Source organism: Burkholderia sp. 572 (assembly GCF_040545135.1).
GTDB lineage: Bacteria > Pseudomonadota > Gammaproteobacteria > Burkholderiales > Burkholderiaceae > Burkholderia > Burkholderia cepacia.
Genome location: NZ_JBEPLH010000002.1, coordinates 393175 through 411438, shown reverse-complemented (window position 1 = coordinate 411438; position 18264 = coordinate 393175). Strand labels below are relative to the sequence as shown.

General features: G+C 68.5%; 16 protein-coding genes. 7 read left to right on the top strand and 9 right to left on the bottom strand.

Features of this window, described 5'->3' with window-relative positions:
• Positions 1–5: 5 nt before the first annotated feature.
• The 4 genes from ABIC51_RS05570 to ABIC51_RS05555 all read left to right on the top strand — a co-directional run bounded on the left by ABIC51_RS05570 (position 6) and on the right by ABIC51_RS05555 (position 4592).
• The gene (locus tag ABIC51_RS05570; protein WP_175861588.1) at positions 6–839 is read left to right on the top strand and encodes a M90 family metallopeptidase; all 834 of its coding nucleotides are present in this window, start codon (positions 6–8) and stop codon (positions 837–839) included.
• A gap of 157 nt (positions 840–996) precedes the next feature.
• Positions 997–1257 (top strand): type B 50S ribosomal protein L31, encoded by a 261-nt coding sequence (locus ABIC51_RS05565; protein WP_021156486.1) that lies wholly within the window; start codon positions 997–999, stop codon positions 1255–1257.
• A 144-nt stretch (positions 1258–1401) separates the two neighbouring features.
• Positions 1402–3234, top strand: a complete 1833-nt coding sequence (locus ABIC51_RS05560; protein WP_027787221.1) for an ArnT family glycosyltransferase — start codon at positions 1402–1404, stop codon at positions 3232–3234.
• 2 nt (positions 3235–3236) lie between these two features.
• Positions 3237–4592, top strand: coding sequence for an MATE family efflux transporter (locus ABIC51_RS05555; protein WP_175861587.1), 1356 nt, complete (start codon positions 3237–3239; stop codon positions 4590–4592).
• A gap of 11 nt (positions 4593–4603) precedes the next feature.
• Here ABIC51_RS05555 and lipA read toward each other — a convergent pair whose 3' ends face one another.
• From lipA to ABIC51_RS05525, 6 genes are all read right to left on the bottom strand, one after another.
• Positions 4604–5569, bottom strand: coding sequence for a lipoyl synthase (gene lipA, locus ABIC51_RS05550; RefSeq protein WP_027787219.1), 966 nt, complete (start codon positions 5567–5569; stop codon positions 4604–4606).
• Positions 5570–5571: 2 nt separating this feature from the next.
• Positions 5572–6687 (bottom strand): acetoin dehydrogenase dihydrolipoyllysine-residue acetyltransferase subunit, encoded by a 1116-nt coding sequence (locus tag ABIC51_RS05545; protein ID WP_354006381.1) that lies wholly within the window; start codon positions 6685–6687, stop codon positions 5572–5574.
• A gap of 4 nt (positions 6688–6691) precedes the next feature.
• Complete coding sequence (locus tag ABIC51_RS05540) at positions 6692–7696, bottom strand: alpha-ketoacid dehydrogenase subunit beta (RefSeq protein WP_048021073.1); 1005 nt, start codon at positions 7694–7696, stop codon at positions 6692–6694.
• Between the two features lie 54 nt (positions 7697–7750).
• On the bottom strand, positions 7751–8734 hold the full coding sequence (locus tag ABIC51_RS05535) for a thiamine pyrophosphate-dependent dehydrogenase E1 component subunit alpha (RefSeq protein ID WP_021156490.1): 984 nt from the start codon (positions 8732–8734) through the stop codon (positions 7751–7753).
• Between the two features lie 77 nt (positions 8735–8811).
• Entirely contained in the window at positions 8812–9588 is a 777-nt protein-coding gene (locus tag ABIC51_RS05530; RefSeq protein ID WP_027787216.1) for an SDR family NAD(P)-dependent oxidoreductase, read from the bottom strand.
• Positions 9589–9647: 59 nt separating this feature from the next.
• Positions 9648–10706, bottom strand: coding sequence for an ATP-NAD kinase family protein (locus ABIC51_RS05525; RefSeq protein ID WP_048021069.1), 1059 nt, complete (start codon positions 10704–10706; stop codon positions 9648–9650).
• Positions 10707–11242: 536 nt separating this feature from the next.
• Between ABIC51_RS05525 and ABIC51_RS05520 the strand changes: the two genes are divergently transcribed.
• The gene (locus ABIC51_RS05520) at positions 11243–13156 is read left to right on the top strand and encodes a sigma-54-dependent Fis family transcriptional regulator (RefSeq protein WP_175899097.1); all 1914 of its coding nucleotides are present in this window, start codon (positions 11243–11245) and stop codon (positions 13154–13156) included.
• 25 nt (positions 13157–13181) lie between these two features.
• Here the strand turns inward: ABIC51_RS05520 and ABIC51_RS05515 are convergent, their stop codons facing one another.
• Together ABIC51_RS05515 and ABIC51_RS05510 are read right to left on the bottom strand one after the other, a co-directional pair.
• Positions 13182–13616: a carboxymuconolactone decarboxylase family protein gene (locus tag ABIC51_RS05515; protein ID WP_027787213.1), complete on the bottom strand. Its 435-nt coding sequence runs from the start codon at positions 13614–13616 to the stop codon at positions 13182–13184.
• Positions 13600–14061: a MerR family transcriptional regulator gene (locus tag ABIC51_RS05510; protein ID WP_060084261.1), complete on the bottom strand. Its 462-nt coding sequence runs from the start codon at positions 14059–14061 to the stop codon at positions 13600–13602. The genes ABIC51_RS05515 and ABIC51_RS05510 overlap by 17 nt, the downstream gene beginning before the upstream one ends.
• A 290-nt stretch (positions 14062–14351) precedes the next feature.
• Between ABIC51_RS05510 and ABIC51_RS05505 the strand changes: the two genes are divergently transcribed.
• Both ABIC51_RS05505 and ABIC51_RS05500 read left to right on the top strand, forming a co-directional pair.
• The gene (locus ABIC51_RS05505) at positions 14352–14963 is read left to right on the top strand and encodes a ComEA family DNA-binding protein (RefSeq protein WP_060084262.1); all 612 of its coding nucleotides are present in this window, start codon (positions 14352–14354) and stop codon (positions 14961–14963) included.
• An 88-nt stretch (positions 14964–15051) separates the two neighbouring features.
• Entirely contained in the window at positions 15052–15483 is a 432-nt protein-coding gene (locus ABIC51_RS05500) for a YidB family protein (protein ID WP_027787210.1), read from the top strand.
• Between the two features lie 127 nt (positions 15484–15610).
• Here the strand turns inward: ABIC51_RS05500 and clpB are convergent, their stop codons facing one another.
• Complete coding sequence (clpB, locus tag ABIC51_RS05495; protein WP_027787209.1) at positions 15611–18208, bottom strand: ATP-dependent chaperone ClpB; 2598 nt, start codon at positions 18206–18208, stop codon at positions 15611–15613.
• Between the last annotated feature and the right edge of the window lie 56 nt (positions 18209–18264).

Here is an 18264-nt window from a genome sequence, read left to right as displayed (position 1 = left end):
CCTTCATGCTCTCGAAACTGACCCGCTGGTTCGACGACCGCCGCCGCGACCGCGCGCTGCGCAGCCATCCGATCCCCGACGCGCTATGGCACGACACCGTCGCGCGCCTGCCGTTCCTCGCGGCGCTGTCGCCCGACGCGCTCGGCCGGCTGCGCGAACTGACGAGCCTGTTCGTCGCGAAGAAATCGTTCTCGACCGCGCACGGGCTCGAGCTGACCGACGCGATGATCGTCGCAATCGCCGCGCAGGCCTGCCTGCCCGTGCTGAATCTCGACCTGTCGCTGTACGACGGCTGGGTCGGCGTCGTCGTGTATCCGGGCGAATTCGTGATCCGCAAGACGGTGCAGGACGAGGACGGCGTCGTCCACGAAGTGGAGCAGGACGCGAGCGGCGAGGCCTGGGAAGGCGGCCCCGTGATCCTGTCGTGGGAGGATGCGCAGATGACGGACGGCCGCGACGCGTACAACGTCGTGATCCACGAGTTCGCGCACAAGATCGACATGGTCAACGGCGCAGCCGACGGCTATCCGCCCCTTTTTCGCCGCTGGCACGCGCCGTACCTCGATGCGCAGGCCTGGGCCGACGTGTTCGAGCACGCGTACGACCAGTTCTGCGCGCGCGTCGACGCAGTGCCGGACCGCGCGTGGGCACGCTTCGAGCGGGAATCGCTGATCGATCCGTATGCGGCCGACCACCCGTCCGAATTCTTCGCGGTGTGCAGCGAAGCGCTGTTCGTACGGCCGAAAGCGTTCGAGTCCGAATTTCCGGAGCTGTACCGGCTGCTCGCGCGCTACTACCGGCAGGATCCGGCCGGCACCGGCGCACTCGACGCACCGTGAAAATAATTCGTCAACCATCTGATTTTCTGGCATAATCGCCGTTTTTCGACCTTAGGCAAGTGGCTCGCGCCGGGCTTGACGTCGGCCGGATCGCGCAACTTTGTGCGGCACGGCACGGCAAGCGGCGGGTTGGCTACCGCTCTCACCAAGGAAAATCATGAAACCTGGCATTCACCCGGATTACCGCGAAGTCGTCTTCCAAGACATGTCGAACGGCTTCAAGTTCATCACGCGCTCGACGATCCAGACGCGTGAAAACATCGAACTCGACGGCAAGACCTACCCGCTCGCCAAGATCGAAGTGTCGTCGGAATCGCACTCGTTCTACACGGGTCAGCAAAAGATCATGGACACGGCCGGCCGTGTCGAGAAGTTCAAGAACAAGTTCGGCGTTCGCGCCAGCGGCAAGGCGAAGTAAGCTTTGCACCGCATCCGGTGGTTGCAACGCACCGGTATCGCACAAAAGGGCAGCCCAGGCTGCCCTTTTTTGTCTCTGCTCGCCGGGAAAGCACCGGCCGGCGTCCGGGCATCGGCCTGACGCGCAACTGCCGGCGCGTCTACAATGCCGGATGCTCGAAACCGGCTCGACCGCGCGCACCCGCGCCGGCCGCCCGCCCATAACAAATCGCTCATCTGCATGAAGCCTGTCGTCCGTCTCACCGCCTCCGCCACGCGTGCGCTGCCGCGCTGGCTGCTGCTTACCCTCTGCTTCGTCTACGCAGCGTTCGGCCTGTTCGGCCGCGACCCGTGGAAGAACGAGGACGCGGCGGGCTTCGGCGTGATGTGGACGATGGCCAAGGGCGGCTGGCACGACTGGCTGCTGCCGAACCTCGTCGGCAAGTTCATCACGACCGACGGGCCGCTCGGCTACTGGCTCGGCGCGCTGTCGATCCGCGGCCTCGGCCCGTGGGTCGATGCGAGCAACGCGTCGCGCGTCGATACCGGCGTGCTGTTCTGCGTCGCGTGCGCGTTCGTCTGGTACGCAGCCTACCTGCTCGGCCGGCGTGCCGAGGTCCAGCCGTTCAAATACGCATTCGGCGGCGAACCCGAGCCGCGCGACTACGGCCGCACGCTCGCCGACGGCGCGCTGCTGGTGCTCGTCGCCTGCTTCGGCCTCGCGGAGCGCGGGCACGAAACGACGCCGCAGCTCGCGCAGTTCGCGTGGATCGCCATGCTCGTCTACGGGATCGTCCGCGGCATCGACAAGCCGATGCAGGGCGCGCTGTGGTGGGGGCTCGCGATCGGCCTCGTCGCCCTGTCCGGCAACCCGGTGCTCGTTGTCGCCCTGCTCGCCGGCACGGCCGTGCTGTGGCTCGTCACGCCCGAGATGCGCAACCTGCGCCTGCCGCTGGTCGGCGTACCGCTCGCGGCCGCGATCTTCGCGCTGTGGCCGCTTGCCGCGTTCGTCGCGGCGCCCGACGACGCCGCATGGTTCTTCAACCAGTGGATTCACGGCAGCCTGATGCGCTTTTCCGGCCCGCCGACCGCCGTGCTCGGCTATGCGGCAAAGAACCTGCCGCTGTTCACGTGGCCCGCGTGGCCGCTCGCGATCTGGGCATGGTGGAGCTGGGCCGGCATGCGCCGCCGCGCGCACGTCGCGATTCCGCTGTCGGTCGCCGTGCCGCTCGTCGCGCTCGTGATCCTGCAGAGCCAGCAGTCGAACCGCATGTACATGCTGCTGATGCCGCCGCTCGCGGTGCTCGCGACGTTCGCGCTGCCGACCCTCAAGCGCGGCGCGATCAACGCGATCGACTGGTTCGCGGTGCTGAGCTTCACGATCATCGGCACCTTCGTGTGGCTCGTGTGGCTTGCCTCGCTCACGGGCTTCCCGCATCCGCTCGCCCGCAACCTCGCGCGCCTCGTGCCCGGCTACGAGCCGCACTTCAAGATCCTGTCGTTCGTCTGCGCGGTCATCGCCACGGTGTGCTGGTGCTTCCTCGTGCGCTGGCGCATCTCGCGGCAGCCGAAGGTTCTGTGGCGCAGCGTCGTGCTGTCGGGTGCCGGCACCACGCTGATGTGGGTGCTGCTGATGACGCTGTGGCTGCCGATCGTCAATTACGGCCGGACCTATCGCGACGTCGCGCAGCAGATCGCCGTGCACCTGCCGTCCGACTACGAGTGCATCGCGCCCGTGCGGCTCGGTGACGCGCAGATCGCGACCTTCGCGTATTTCGGCAACATGCGCTTCGATTTCTCCGGCGACTGCGACGTGATCCTGCGCCAGGACCGCGCGGACTTCGGCGAGCCGAGCTCCATGTCGCAATACGTGTGGCGTCTCGTGTGGGAAGGCCGCCGCGTCGCCGACCGCGACGAGCGCTTCCGCCTGTACGAGCGCATCGAACGGCCGAAGACGCCCGTCAAGCGGCGTCCGCCGCGCCGTCAGCCGGCCGACTGACGATGTTCGGCGACATCCGCCGAATCGTCGGTCTCGCATGGCCGGTGCTCGTCGGCCAGCTCGCGATCATCGCGTTCGGCGTGATCGACACCGCGATGGTCGGCCGCTACTCGGCCGTCGATCTGGCCGCGCTCGGGCTCGGCTCGTCGATCTACGTGTCGATCTACATCGGCCTGACGGGCATCCTGTCCGCGCTGCAGCCGATCACCGGGCAACTGTACGGTGCGCGACGCTATGCCGAAATCGGCGAGGAAGTGCGCCAGGCGCTGTGGCTCGCGCTGCTGCTCGCGGTGCCCGGCTTTCTCCTGCTGCATTTTCCCGAACCGCTGCTGCGCGTCGCGCACGCACCCGCCGCGCTGCACGAACGCACCGTCGACTACCTGCGCATCCTGTCGTACGGGCTGCCAGCCAGCCTCGTCTTCCGCATCTACAACGCGCTGACCAACGCGGCCGGCAAGCCGCGCCTCGCGATGATCCTGCAGATCGGCGCGCTGGTGCTCAAGTTTCCGCTCAACGTGTGGTTCATCTTCGGCGGGTTCGGCGTACCGGCACTCGGCGGCCCCGGCTGCGCGCTCGCGAGCACGCTGATCAACTGGGCGCTCGCGCTGATCGGCTATACGCTGCTCGCGAAGCTCGACGTGTTCGCGCCGCTCGCGATCTTCTCGCGCTTCTGCTGGCCGGTCTGGGAACGCCAGAAGGCGATCCTGAAACTCGGCGTGCCGATGGGCCTGTCGTACCTGATCGAGGTCACGTCGTACACGTGCATGGCGCTGTTCATCGCGCAATTCGGCACGACGACGCTCGCCGGCCACCAGATCGCCGGCAACATCGGCGCGGTGCTGTACATGACGCCGCTGTCGATCGGCGTGGCGGCGTCGACGCTGGTCGCGCGCGCGCTCGGCGCCGGACGGCCCGAAGAAGCCCGGCTGCTCGGCCGGCACAGCGTGATCTTCGCGTGCGGCATTGCCGCGACATACGGCCTGCTCGTGTTCGTGCTGCGACCGCTGATCATCGGCGGCTATACGCCGAACCCGGCCGTCGCCGAGGCCGCGATGCCGCTCGTCGCGATCGTCGCGTGCTACCACGTCTTCGATGCGCTGCAGGTCACGTCGGCGTTCGTGCTGCGGGCCTACAAGGTCGCGGTCGTGCCGACCGTGATCTATGCGGTCGCGCTGTGGGGCGTCGGGCTCAGCGGCGGCTACGTGCTCGGCTTCGACGTGGGCGGCATCGCGCCCGCGTGGCTGACCGGCGCGCGCGGCTTCTGGTTCGCGAACACGGTCAGCCTGATGCTCGCGGGCGCCGGGCTCGTGCTGTACCTGCGCCGGGTGAGTCGCGCGCACGCCCCGGCGCCGGCCTGACGCGCCGCCCGCTACCTGTCCTCCAGCACGTCGGCCGCATGGTACGACGACCGCACGAGCGGGCCGGCGACGACTTCCCTGAAACCGAGCGCCAGCGCGTCGTCGCGCCACGCGGCGAATGCCTCCGGGCTCACGTAGCGTCGCACCGGCAGGTGATGCGCCGACGGCGCCAGATACTGGCCGAGCGTCAGCACGTCGACTTCGTGCGCGCGCAGGTCGCGCAGCGTGTCGCGCACCTCGTCGTCGCGCTCGCCGAGCCCGAGCATCAGTCCCGACTTCGTCACGAGCGTCGGCCGCGCGGCCTTCGCCTGCGCGAGCAATTCGAGCGAGCCGCGATAGTCGGCGCCCGGTCGCGCCGCGCGATACAGCGACGGCACCGTCTCGATGTTGTGGTTGAACACGTCGGGCCAGGCCGTCGACAGCGCATCGAGCGCACGGGCCACGCGGCCGCGGAAGTCCGGCGTCAGCACTTCGACGCCGATGCCCGGCACACTCGCACGTACCGCCGCGATGCACGCGGCGAAATGCGCGGCGCCGCCGTCGCGCAAGTCGTCGCGGTCGACCGACGTGATCACGACGTAGCGCAGGCCGAGCGCCGCGGCCGTGTCGGCCAGCCGCGCCGGCTCGTCGGGATCGAGCGGCTCGGGACGACCGTGCGCGACGTCGCAGAACGGGCAGCGCCGCGTGCACAGGCCGCCCATGATCATGAAGGTCGCGGTGCGCTGCGCGAAGCACTCGCCGATGTTCGGGCACATCGCCTCCTCGCAGACGGAATGCAGCCGATGGTCGCGCAGCACGGCAGCCATGTCGGCCACCGCCGCGCTCATCATCGGCCGCGCGCGCAGCCACGGCGGCTTCGGCAGCGCCGCGCCGGCCGCGGGCTCGACGCGCACCGGAATGCGCGCGAGCTTGTCGCGGCTTCTCGCGCCCGGCTGGCCGAGCGCCGTGAGGCTGGGTCGTTCGAGCGCGGCGGCCATCGTCAGTCTCCGAGGAACGCGACGATCAGGCGGTTCACGTCGGCGGCCGCCTCCATCTGCACCATGTGCCCGCGGCCGGCGATCACTTCGGCACGCACGCCGTCGGGCAAAGCCTGCGCGTGATGCGCCGGGATCACCTGGTCGCGCTCGCCCCAGATCACGAGCGTGCGCGGCGCAAGCGTCGCGAGCCGGTCGCGGAACACGCGCCGCTGGGCGGCGCCGTCGAACGCGGCGTTCGCGATCTTCTCCAGTGCGGCCTGCACGCCTTCGAGCCGCTTGTACTTGACGAGATCCTCGACGAGTTGCCGTGTGACGAGCGCGTCGTCCGCGAACAGCGCGCCGAGGTGCGGCTTCAGCGTGTTGCGGCTGTTGCCGGCGACGAAACCGTCGATGTAAGCGCGGTTGATGTCGGTGCCGAGCCCCGCGCTCGCGATCAGCGTCAGCGACGCGACGCGTTGCGGCGCGCGTTCCGCGGCCGCCATCGCAACCGCGCCGCCCATCGAATGGCCGATCAGGTGCGCCTGGTCGATGCCCTTCGCATCGAGCAGCGCGAGCACCGCGTCGGCCAGTTCGTCGAGGCTACCCGTCTCGACCGCCTTGCCCGATTCGCCATGGCCGGGCAGGTCCAGTGCCCACACGGGCCGGTGCGCGGCGAGATCCGCGTGATTGAACAGCCAGTTGTTCAGGTCGCCGCCGAAGCCGTGAATCAGCACGGCGGGTGTGCCGGTGCCTTCGCCGAGCTTCAGGAAGCGCACCGTCCGGCCGCCGATCTGCGCCTTCTCGGGTTGCGGGCCGGCCGCTTCGTCGGAGGCCGCGCTCGGCACGAAGTCGCGCTGGAAATCGGCGATCGCCGCGTCGATGTCCGCATCGCTCGCATCGGCCACCGCGACGACGCCGAGCAGCGCGCCGACCGGCAGCGTCTCGCCTTCCTGCGCGACCTGCCGGCGCAGCGTGCCGTCGAACGCGCATTCGACGCCCGACGAGATCTTGTCGGTCTCGACGTCGAGCACTTCGTCGCCCTTCGTCACGCGTTCGCCGATCGTCTTCAACCAGCCGTTGACCTGCCCCTGCTCCATCGACAGCCCCCACTTGGGCATCGTGATCATGTGAATCGACATCGTGTCAGCTCCTCGTCTTCAGGACCGCCTGCGCAATCGCATCGGCGGACGGGATATACAGGTCTTCCAGCACGCTCGCGAACGGCGCGGGCGTGTGCGGCGCGGTCACGAGCTCGATCGGTGCCTTCAGCGCATGGAACGCGCGCTGCGCGACGAGCGCGGCAATGTCGGTCGCGATCGAGCAGCGCGGGTTCGCTTCGTCGACGACCACGACGCGCCCGGTGCGCTCCGCGCTTTCGAGGATCGTTTCCTCGTCGAGCGGCGACGTCGTGCGCAGATCGATCACGTCGACCTGGATGCCGTCCTTCGCGAGCTTCGCGGCTGCGTCCATCGCGAGATGCACCATCCGGCCGTACGTGACGATCGTCGCGTCGTCGCCGTCGCGCATCACGTTCGCTTCGCCGAACGGAATCGCATAGGACTCCTCCGGCACGTCGCCTTCGCGGGTATAGAGCAGCTTGTGTTCGAGGAAGATCACGGGATCGTTGTCGCGGATCGCCTGGATCAGCAGCCCCTTCGCGTCGTACGGCGTCGACGGGCACACGACCTTCAGCCCCGGGATGTGCGTGAACAGCGACGTGAGCATCTGCGAGTGCTGCGCGGCCGCGCGCAGCCCGGCGCCGTACATCGCGCGGATCACGACCGGCGTCACGGCCTTGCCGCCGAACATGTAGCGGAACTTGGCGGCCTGGTTGAAGATCTGGTCGAAGCACACGCCCATGAAATCGATGAACATCAGCTCCGCGACGGGCCGCATCCCGCATGCGGCCGCACCGACCGCCGCGCCGATGTAGCCGCCCTCCGACAGCGGCGTGTCGAGCACGCGGCCCGGAAACTTGTGGAACAGCCCCTTCGTCACGCCGAGCACGCCGCCCCACGCGTCGTCCTCGCCCGGCGCGCCCGCGCCGCCTGCATTGTCCTCGCCCATCACGATCACGCTGTCGTCGCGCGCCATTTCCTGCGCGAGCGCCTCGTTGATCGCCTGCGAATAAGTGATCTTCCTTGCCATGTCTGTCTCCTGGAATGTTCGGTTCGCCGTGTCGGCCGCGGTGTCAGGCCGCGCTCACGGGTACGACACGTAGACGTCGGTCAGCAGGTCGGCCGCGTCGGGCAGCGGCGCGGCCTTGGCCTGCGCGACCGCGTCGTCGATCAGCGCCTTCACCTGGGCATCGACCGCGCGCAGATCGGCGGTCGTCAACGCTTCGGCCCGCACGACGCGCGTCTCGAAATGCTTCAGGCAGTCCTTCTCGTCGCGCAGCTTCTGCACCTCGCCGGGTGCGCGATAGGTCTGCGCGTCGCCTTCGAAGTGGCCGAAATAGCGCGTGAACTTCACCTCGACGAGCGTCGGGCCGCCGCCGTTGCGCGCGCGCTCGACGGCTTCGCCGAGCGCTTCGTGCACCGCGAAGAAGTCGAAGCCGTCGACGATCACGCCCGGCATCCCGAACCCGTTCGCGCGATCGGCGATGTTGTCGGTCGCAACCGACCAGCTCGACGACGTCGCTTCCGCGTAGCCGTTGTTTTCGGCGACGAAGATCGCGGGCAGCCGCCACACCGACGCGAGGTTCATCGATTCGAAGATCACGCCCTGGTTCGACGCGCCGTCGCCGAAGAAGCACACGCCGACGCCGCCCGTCTTCTTGTGCTTCGCCGCGAGCGCCGCGCCACACACGAGCGGGCCGCCCGCGCCGACGATCCCGTTGGCGCCGAGCATCCCCATCGACAGGTCGGCGATGTGCATCGAGCCGCCCTTGCCGTGGCAGACGCCGGTTTTCTTGCCGTAGATCTCGGCCATCATCCCGTGCACGTCGACGCCCTTCGCGATGCAATGGCCGTGGCCGCGGTGCGTGGTCGCGACGTAGTCGTCGAGGCCGAGGTGCAGTATCGTGCCGACCGCGGACGCCTCCTCGCCCGCGTACAGGTGAACGAAGCCGGGGATCTCGCCGGTCGCGAATTCGACGTGCAGGCGCTCCTCGAATTCGCGGATCGTGCGCATCAGCCGGTAGGCGTCCAGCAGCTTGTCCCTGCTGAGCTGTGTCGAAACGGTCATGTGTGTCTCCTGGGTAGGTCTGACTGCGAATGCCGCCGCGGCGATGCCGTGGCGACGGATTGCACGGCCTGCGGCCGTCAGTGGAACGTGAAGCCGCCGTCGACGTTCACGGCCTGGCCCGTCACGTTGTCCATCGTCGCGAAGAACAGCGCGAGCCGGCCCATGTCCTCCGGCGTCTGCGCGCGGCCCTGCGGGATCAGCGTCAACTGGTGCCGCTGCCACGATTCCTCGACCGTTTCGCCGTCGGCCTTCCATTCGTCGGACAGCCGGTCCCACATATAGGTACGGACGATGCCGGGGCAGATCGCGTTGACGGTCACGCCGTCGCGCGCAAGCTCCTTCGCGAGCGCGTTCGTGAAGCCGACGACCGCGAATTTCGATGCGCTGTAGTGCGCGAGATTCGGAAAGCCTTCCTTGCCGGCGATCGACGCGACGTTGATGATCCGGCCGCGGCCCTGCGCCTTCAGGTGCGCGAGCGCCGCGCGGCAGCCGAGGAAGGTGCCCTTCGCGTTCACGTCCATCACGACATCCCAGTCGCGCTCGGTCAGTTCGGCGACCGGATGAATGCTGATCACGCCCGCGCAATTCACGAGGATGTCGAGCCGGCCGAGTTCGGCGAGCGCCTGCGCGACCATCGCGTCGACCTGCGCGGCCTGCGTGACGTCGACCTTCGCGACCGCCGCCCGCCGGCCGAGCGCGCGTACCTCGCGCGCGGTGGCGTCGAGCGCGTCGTCGAGCAGGTCGGCCAGCAGGACGTCGGCGCCCGCGCCGGCAAGCGTCAGCGCAATGCCGCGGCCGATGCCGCGCGCGCCGCCCGTGACGATGGCGACTTGTCCTTCGAGTGAAGCCGTCATGGCAATGTCTCCTTGAGGATCGTTATGGAAGTCGAAACGTCATGCGAAACAGCAGCGACTCAGTCGTGCCACGCGCCGGCATCGCGCAGCAGTTGCCGCGACGACGCGTAGCGCAGCGTGCGGCCGACATCGACCGTCAGCGGCCCGCGCCAGTCGAGCGAGATCTCGTAGCGATCGCCGCGCGCGACCTCGATCTCGCGTTCACCGTCGAACGCGAGCGTGCCGCGCTCGAACGGAATCGTCTGCCACGCGCCCGGCTCGAGCCGTTCGCAACTGCGCATCACGACGCGATCGACGCGGCCCGGCGCAATCGGCGCGACGAGCGGCGTGCCGGCCGCCTTGCCTTCGGCCGCGAAGCGCATCGCGAGCCCGTGCGGCGCGCTGCGTTCGAGCGGCGCCCACGCGCCGCCGAGCGCGGACAGGCCGATCCCGTCCGGTTCCGCGAACGTCAGGTAGAGCGAATCGATGTCGTCGGACCCCGAGATCGCGCGGGCGCCGATGAAGCGCTGGCGCGCGGCACACACGTCGACGAGCGCGATCTCCTCGCGCCCCGGCTGCGCACCCGCCACGCAGCGCACGACGAGCCGCTTGTTGCGCGTGAACGCGACTTCGGCCGGCACCGCGCCGGTCGCGGCGAGTCCTGCCGCGACGCCCGCGACGGTTGCCTCGCGATGCTCGGGAAACGCGTTGTTGGTGCCGGTGGACAGCGCGACGAGCGGCGTCGCGCCACAGTGCGCGGCCACGGCGCGATGCGTGCCGTCGCCGCCGAGCACGACGATCAGCGCGACTTCCATGCGGTGCAGGTACGCGGCACCGGCCTGTGTGTCGGCGACGGTATCGGTGATCGGCAGGTCGACGAATTCGACCTCGGGCCAGCGCTCGTGCGGCGCGACCGCGCGATGCGTGTCGATCGCGCGCAGCAGCAGCGTCGCGATGCCCGTGCGGTCGCGCAGCGTCAGCACGCGCTCGACGCCCATCGCGCCGAGGCCGGCCAGCAGGCGCACGATCATGTTCGCCTTCTCCGCCGTCGGAAACACGGAGGCATGCGTCGTGAGGCGGCGGATGTCGCGCCCCGATGCGGGGTTCGCGATCACGCCGACGGTAACGGGCGTCGTCACGGGTTCGTCTCCATCCAGTTGGCCGGCCCCGGCGCATTGCTGTACGCCGCGGCCCTGCCCGTCTCGTCCGCTGCCATCGCCGGGCGGCGGATCTTCATCGTCGACGCGACCGCGCCGACCTGCCCGTGATCTCTGCAAGCGGCGTGCCATCGAGCGTGCGATGTCCGTGAAACCCGTGTGCACGCTGGCGCGGCGGGCATGTCGACGCCGCCGGTTCGCTGCCGGAGCCACGGCGCGCGCGGCAATTCCGCCCGTTCGTCTCACCCCGTCGATGCAACGAAACGGCCTCCGCGACGCCGGTGCAAGCGCGCCGTTGCGCCCGCAAACCCCGCGCTGTCGCGGCGCCGCGCGGGCCGCGTCATGCCGGACGATCCGCGCATGCCGCACATGCGCGCGTCTCAGCGACACGAGACAGCGCGCGATACCGGTGAGACGAACGTCTCACGCCCGCCGCGTGCTGCGATGCAATGTGATCCGTCGAACGGGATGTGCTACAAGAACATCGCATTCCCCGCCGTACGGAACCGGAGCCGACCATGCCTTACGCCGTCCCCCAGGCCCAGCACGCCGACCGTGTGCTCGGCGCGCTCGCCGGACGCCTGCCCGCGCCGGCCGAATCCACGCGCCTCGTGTCATCGTGGCAACGGTCGCTCGAGCGCTACCGTCTCGACCCCGCTTCGTCGATCGGCCCGCGCGTGCTGACCGCGGCGGAGCTGCGCGAAGTGCGCGACAAGGAAGAGGCCTTCCTGCGCGCGTCGGGCCAGTGCCTGACGCGGCTGCACGACATGATCCGCGTCGCCGACTACTGCGTGATGCTGACCGACGCGCACGGCGTGACGATCGACTACCGGATCGACCGCGAGCGCCGCAACGACTTCCGCCACGCGGGGCTGCACATCGGCTCGTGCTGGTCGGAAAGCGAGGAAGGCACCTGCGGTGTCGCGAACGTGCTGACCGATCTCGCGCCGATCACCGTGCACAAGACCGATCACTTTCGCGCGGCCTTCACGACGCTCACCTGCAGCGCGGCGCCGATCTTCTCGCCGGGCGGCGAGCTGATCGGCGTGCTCGACGCGTCGGCCGTTCAATCGCCCGACGGCCGCGACAGCCAGCGTCTCGTCTATCAGCTCGTACGGCAGAGCGCGGCGCTGATCGAGGACGGCTACTTCGTGCACAGCACCGCGCAGCACTGGATCCTGTTCGGGCACCCGAATCGTCACTACGTCGAAGCGCAACCCGAGTGGCTGATCGCGTTCGACGAATGCGGCAATATCGTCGCCGCGAACCGGCAGGCGCGCGACGCACTGCCGGCACTGCGCGAACCGCGCCATATCGACGAGATCTTCGATGCGACCGAGATGCCGCTGCGCGATGCCGCGCGGCTCGATGCGATCGTCGCGCTGCGGTTGCGCGCGACCGGCGCGCCGCTCTATGCGCGGCTGCGCGCGCCGCTACGGCGCACCGGCCGCGAGCCCGGCACGGCCTCGCGCCGCCCGGGCACCACGCAACGCCACGTCGGCGCGCTGACGCCGTTCCTGCACAGCAGTGACGCGCATATCGCGCAACAGGCCGAACTCGCGTTGCGTGTCGCAAGCAAGCGGCTGCCGATTCTCGTGCTCGGCGAGACCGGTGCGGGCAAGGAAGTGTTCGCGCGCGCGATCCACGACGCCGGCGCGCGGCGCGCGCGGCCGTTCGTCGCCGTCAACTGCGGCGCACTGCCGGAAGCACTGATCGAGAGTGAATTGTTCGGTTATGCGGCCGGTGCGTTTACCGGCGCGCGCAAGCACGGCGCGCGCGGCAAGATCGCACTCGCCGACGGCGGCACGCTGTTCCTCGACGAAATCGGCGACATGCCGCTCGCGCTGCAGACCCGCCTGTTGCGCGTGCTCGCCGATGGCGAGGTCGTGCCGCTCGGCAGCGATACGCCCGTGCGCGTCGATCTCGACGTGATCTGCGCGACGCACCGCGATCTCGCGCACATGGTGGCCGACGGCACGTTCCGCGAGGATCTGTACTACCGGCTGAGCGGCGCGACGTTCGAACTGCCGCCGCTGCGCGAGCGCGCGGACGTGCGCGACGTGATCGCCACCGTGTTCGCCGAGGAGGCGCAGGCAACCGGCCACGTGCTGACACTCGATGCAACGCTCGCCGAACAGCTGGCCGCGTATCCGTGGCCCGGCAACGTGCGGCAGCTGCGCAACGTACTGCGCTATGCGTGCGCGGTGTGCGACGCCGCGCGCGTGACGCGACAGGATCTGCCGGCCGATCTCGCCGCGCAGCTCGGCGGCGCATCAACTGCCCTGCCTGACGACGAGCGCGGCCGCATCGTCGCCGCGCTCACCGCGCACCGCTGGCGGCCCGACGCCGCCGCGCAGGCGCTCGGCATCTCGCGCGCGACGTTGTACCGGCGCATCGCGAAGCACCGGATCGTCGCGCCGCACCGCGCGTGACGCGCGGGTGCCGACGCGTGCCCCGTCACGCGAGCTGCCCGACCGCGTCGTTCGCGTCGCTTGTCTCTCCGGCCGCTTCGTCGAGCCGCGCGAACACCTCGCGCGCCGCGAACAGCGCGTTGAGCGCGGCCGGGAAACCCGCGTATACGGACATCTGCATGAACACCTCGACGATCTCGTCGCGCGTGCAGCCCACGTTCAGCGCGGCCTCGATATGCACCTTCAGCTGCGGCTGCGCGTTGCCGAGCGCGGCCAGCGCCGAGATCGTCGCAATCTCGCGCGCCTTCAGGTCGAGTTGCGGCCGGCTGTAGATGTCGCCGAAGCCGAACTCGACCAGCAGCCGTGCGAAGTCCGGGGCGATCGGCGCGAGCGCCGCGATCACGCGTTCGCCCGCCTCCCCGTCGATTTCCTTCAGTTTGTTCCAGCCGCGCGTGTAGCGGTCTTCAACGAGTCGTTCCATGGTGTCCGTCCTGTTCCGATGGGGAGTGAGAGGGTTTTGCCCGTCGTGCCGCATCGCGCTCCTGTGCCTCGTAGTACGCGATCTTGTCGCTGATCACGTCGAGGCTCGCCTGCAGCTCCGCGAGATGCGCGCGCACCGCGTCGCGATGCGTGACCAGCAGGCGGCGCCGCTCACCGAAGGTCGGCTCGCCCTGCGCGCGCAGCGCCGCGAATTCCTGCATCTGCGCGATCGGCATGCCGGTCGCCTTCAGGCGCATCACGAAGGCCAGCCAGTCAAGGTCGGCCGGCGCATAGAGCCGGTGCCCGGCCGCCGTGCGCGAAATCGCACGCAGCAGCCCGGCCTGCTCGTAGTACCGCAGCGTATGCGTCGACAAGCCGGTCAGCTCGGCGACTTGCCCGATCGTCAGCGGACCGGTGGCGGAAGGTTTGGATACGGTTTTCGACATGGCAGGAACAAGGTTAGGAGTTAGAGTCAACTCTAAGTCAAGCGCTTTCGAACGGCCAGCGCGACGACGACCCACGACACCCCGCGACACCGTAAAGAATGGTCAAAATCGCTGCCCTGCGCGGGTTTCGGTCTTTACAGCGCCGCAAGCCTTCAGCAAGATTCGGTCAGCCTGTCTTAAAAAGGGCACGCATTTGTCCTATGCTTAACGGCGACGCCCGGCCAAGTCTCGCCCGCCGTCCGTTGCAACAGCCATTCATCCGTCAGAATCAGAACCAGGGAGCCTTTGCCATGCTGAAAAAGCTGCTGATGCTGTTCGTCGCGCTGTCGCTGTCACTCGCCGCAGGCCTTGCCGCGGCCGTCGAAGTCAACACGGCCGACCAGGCCGCGCTCGAATCCGTGAAGGGTCTCGGGCCCGTGAAGTCGAAGGCGATCATCGACGAACGCACCAAGAACGGCCCGTTCAAGGACGCGGACGATCTCGCGAACCGCGTAAAGGGCCTCGGCACGAAGTCGGTCGGCCATCTCGAGGAAAACGGCCTGACGATCGGCGGCTCGTCGACGCCGCCGAAGGGCGTGAAGCTGTCGAAGCCGGCCGCGACGACACCGGCGACCCCGTCGGCAACGACGTCGGCAGGCACCGCGTCGACGTCCACGACCGCGACGGCCGGTACGACGGCCACTGCGCCGGCACCGGCGGCAAGCGCGCCGGACACGGCGGCGAAACCGGCCAAGGCCAAGCGCGCATCGAAGAAGGAAAAGGCCGCCGCGGCCGCGGCGGCATCCGCCGACGCGGGTGCGAGCGCACCGGCCGCGGCGTCGTCGGCCAAGGCGACGAAGGGTTCGAAGAAGAAAAGCAAGAAGGACAAGGCAGCCTCCGCCGCCGCGGCGTCGGGCGCCTGATGTGCGCCGCGCGCGCGACGGCGTGCGCGCGGCATTCGTTCAACGGGCGTCGTCGTCACGACGCCCTTTTCAGTAAAGGTGAAGCACCATGGGTCTCCTCGACATCGTTGGCGGTCTGCTCGGCGGCCAGGCCGGCGGCAACTCGCAAAGCGCGCTGATCACGACCGCGCTCGAATTCATCAACAACCAGCCGGGCGGCCTGAACGGCCTGATCGAGAAGTTCAAGGCAGGCGGCGCCGGCGACATCATCGGCTCGTGGGTCGGCAACGGCGAAAACCAGCCGATCTCGGCAGACACGCTGCAGAACGTGCTCGGCTCCGACGTCGTCGGCTCGCTCGCGAGCAAGGTCGGCATCGATCCGTCGCAGGCTTCGTCGATCCTCGCGCAGGTGCTGCCGCACGTCGTCAACGGCGCGACGCCGAACGGCGAAGTGCCGGCAGGCGGCCAGATCGATACGTCGAACGTGCTCGGCGCGCTCACGCAACTCGCCGGCATGTTCGGCGGCAACAAGCAGGGCTGAGCCCGCACCACGCCGGCTGACAGCCCCGGCGGCGGTTTCGGCCGCCCCATAAGCAAACACCCCGCCGAGGCGGGGTGTTTGTTTTTGCGCGCCCGGCGCGAACCGGGCGGGAGCCGATGGCAGGCGATCAGTGAACGACGCGGTCGAACACGAACTTGCCGTCGTTGACGTCGACCGGAATCACGTCCTTCGGACCGAAACGGCCCGCGAGGATGAGCTTCGCGACCGGGTTCTCGATCTCCTGCTGGATCGCGCGCTTCAGCGGCCGCGCACCGAACAGCGGGTCGTAACCGACCTTGCCGATCTGTTCGAGCGCCGCCGGCGACACGTCGAGCGCCATGTCGAGCTTCGCGAGCCGGTCGTGCAGGCGGGCGAGCTGGATCTTCGCGATCGACTCGATGTTGCTGCGGTCGAGCGCATGGAACACGACGACGTCGTCGATCCGGTTCAGGAACTCGGGGCGGAAATGCTGCTTCACCTCGAGCCACACCGCGTCCTTGATCTCTTCCTGCGGCGCACCCGTCATCGCCTGGATCACCTGCGAGCCGAGGTTCGACGTCATCACGATCACCGTGTTCTTGAAGTCGACCGTGCGCCCCTGCCCGTCCGTCATGCGGCCGTCGTCGAGCACTTGCAGCAGCACGTTGAACACGTCCGGATGCGCCTTCTCGATCTCGTCGAGCAGGATCACGCTGTACGGCTTGCGGCGCACGGCTTCCGTCAGGTAACCGCCTTCCTCGTAACCGACATAGCCCGGCGGCGCGCCGATCAGCCGCGCGACGCTGTGCTTCTCCATGAACTCGCTCATGTCGATGCGGATCAGGTGCTCTTCCGAATCGAACAGGAACGACGCCAGCGCCTTGCACAGTTCGGTCTTGCCGACACCCGTCGGACCGAGGAACAGGAACGAGCCGTACGGACGGTTCGGATCGGCGAGACCCGCGCGCGAACGGCGGATCGCGTCGGCCACCGCGCCGATCGCCTCATGCTGGCCGACCACGCGCTCGTGCAGCTTTTCCTCGATGTGCAGCAGCTTCTCGCGTTCGCCCTGCATCATCCGCGACACCGGAATCCCGGTCGAACGCGACACGACTTCCGCGATTTCCTCGGCGCCGACCTGCGTGCGCAGCAGGCGCGGCCGCGTCGGGTTGTGCTGCTCCTGCTCTTCGGCCTGCGTGACCTGCTTCAGCTGCGCCTCGAGCTGCGGCAGCTTGCCGTACTGCAGTTCGGCGACCTTCTCCAGCTTGCCGTCGCGCTGCAGCCGCGCGATGTCCGCACGCACCTTCTCGATCTCTTCCTTCAACTGCGCGCTGCCCTGCACCGCGGCCTTCTCGGCGGTCCAGATCTCCTCGAGGTCCGCATATTCGCGGCCGAGGCGCTCGATCTCTTCCTCGATCAGCTGCAGGCGCTTCTGCGACGCTTCGTCCTGCTCCTTCTTCACGGCTTCGCGCTCGATCTTCAGCTGGATCAGCCGGCGGTCGAGCTTGTCCATCTCTTCGGGCTTCGAATCGATTTCCATCTTGATCTTCGAAGCGGCTTCGTCGATCAGGTCGATTGCCTTGTCGGGCAGGAAGCGATCGGTGATGTAGCGGTGCGACAGTTCGGCCGCGGCGACGATCGCCGGATCGGTGATGTCGACGCCGTGGTGCAGTTCGTACTTCTCCTGCAGCCCGCGCAGGATCGCGATCGTCGCCTCGACGCTCGGCTCGTCGACGAGCACCTTCTGGAAGCGGCGCTCGAGCGCGGCATCCTTCTCGATGTACTTGCGGTATTCGTCGAGCGTGGTCGCGCCGATGCAGTGCAGCTCGCCGCGCGACAGCGCCGGCTTCAGCATGTTGCCCGCATCCATCGCGCCTTCGGCCTTGCCCGCGCCGACCATCGTGTGGATTTCGTCGATGAAGACGATCGTCTGGCCTTCGTCCTTCGCGATGTCGTTGAGCACCGCCTTCAGGCGCTCCTCGAATTCACCGCGATACTTCGCGCCGGCGAGCAGCGCGGCCATGTCGAGCGACAGCACACGCTTGCCCTTCAGCGTCTCGGGCACTTCGCCGTTGACGATCCGCTGCGCGAGCCCTTCGACGATCGCCGTCTTGCCGACGCCCGGCTCGCCGATCAGCACCGGGTTGTTCTTGGTGCGACGCTGCAGGATCTGGATCGAACGGCGGATTTCGTCGTCGCGGCCGATCACCGGATCGAGCTTGCCCGCACGGGCGCGCTCGGTCAGGTCGACGGTGTACTTCTTCAGCGCCTCGCGCTGGCTTTCCGCATCCTGGCTGTGCACCTGCGAGCCGCCGCGCACCGCGGCGATCGCGGCTTCGAGCGACTTGCGCGTGAGGCCGTGCTGGCGCGCGAGCTTGCCGGCTTCGCCCTTGTCGTCGGACACGGCGAGCAGGAACATCTCGCTCGCGATGAACGTGTCGTTGAGCTTCTGCGCTTCCTTGTCGGCCTGGTTCAGCAGCCCGGCCAGTTCGCGGCCGATCTGGATGTCGCCGCCTGTACCCGTCACTTGCGGCAGGCGCGAGATCGCTTCGTTCAGCGCGCCTTGCAGCGCCTGGATGTGAACACCCGCGCGCGACATCAGCGAGCGGGCGGAACCGTCCTGCTGCGCGACCAGCGCGGCCAGTACGTGAACGGGTTCGATGTATTGATTGTCGCGGCCAGCCGCAAGGCTTTGCGCGTCAGCGAGTGCTTCCTGGAACTTGGTGGTGAGCTTGTCGATTCTCATTTTGTCGAGACCTCCAATTTTCGATTAACACCAAGATGAGGATGGTTATGCGGCTT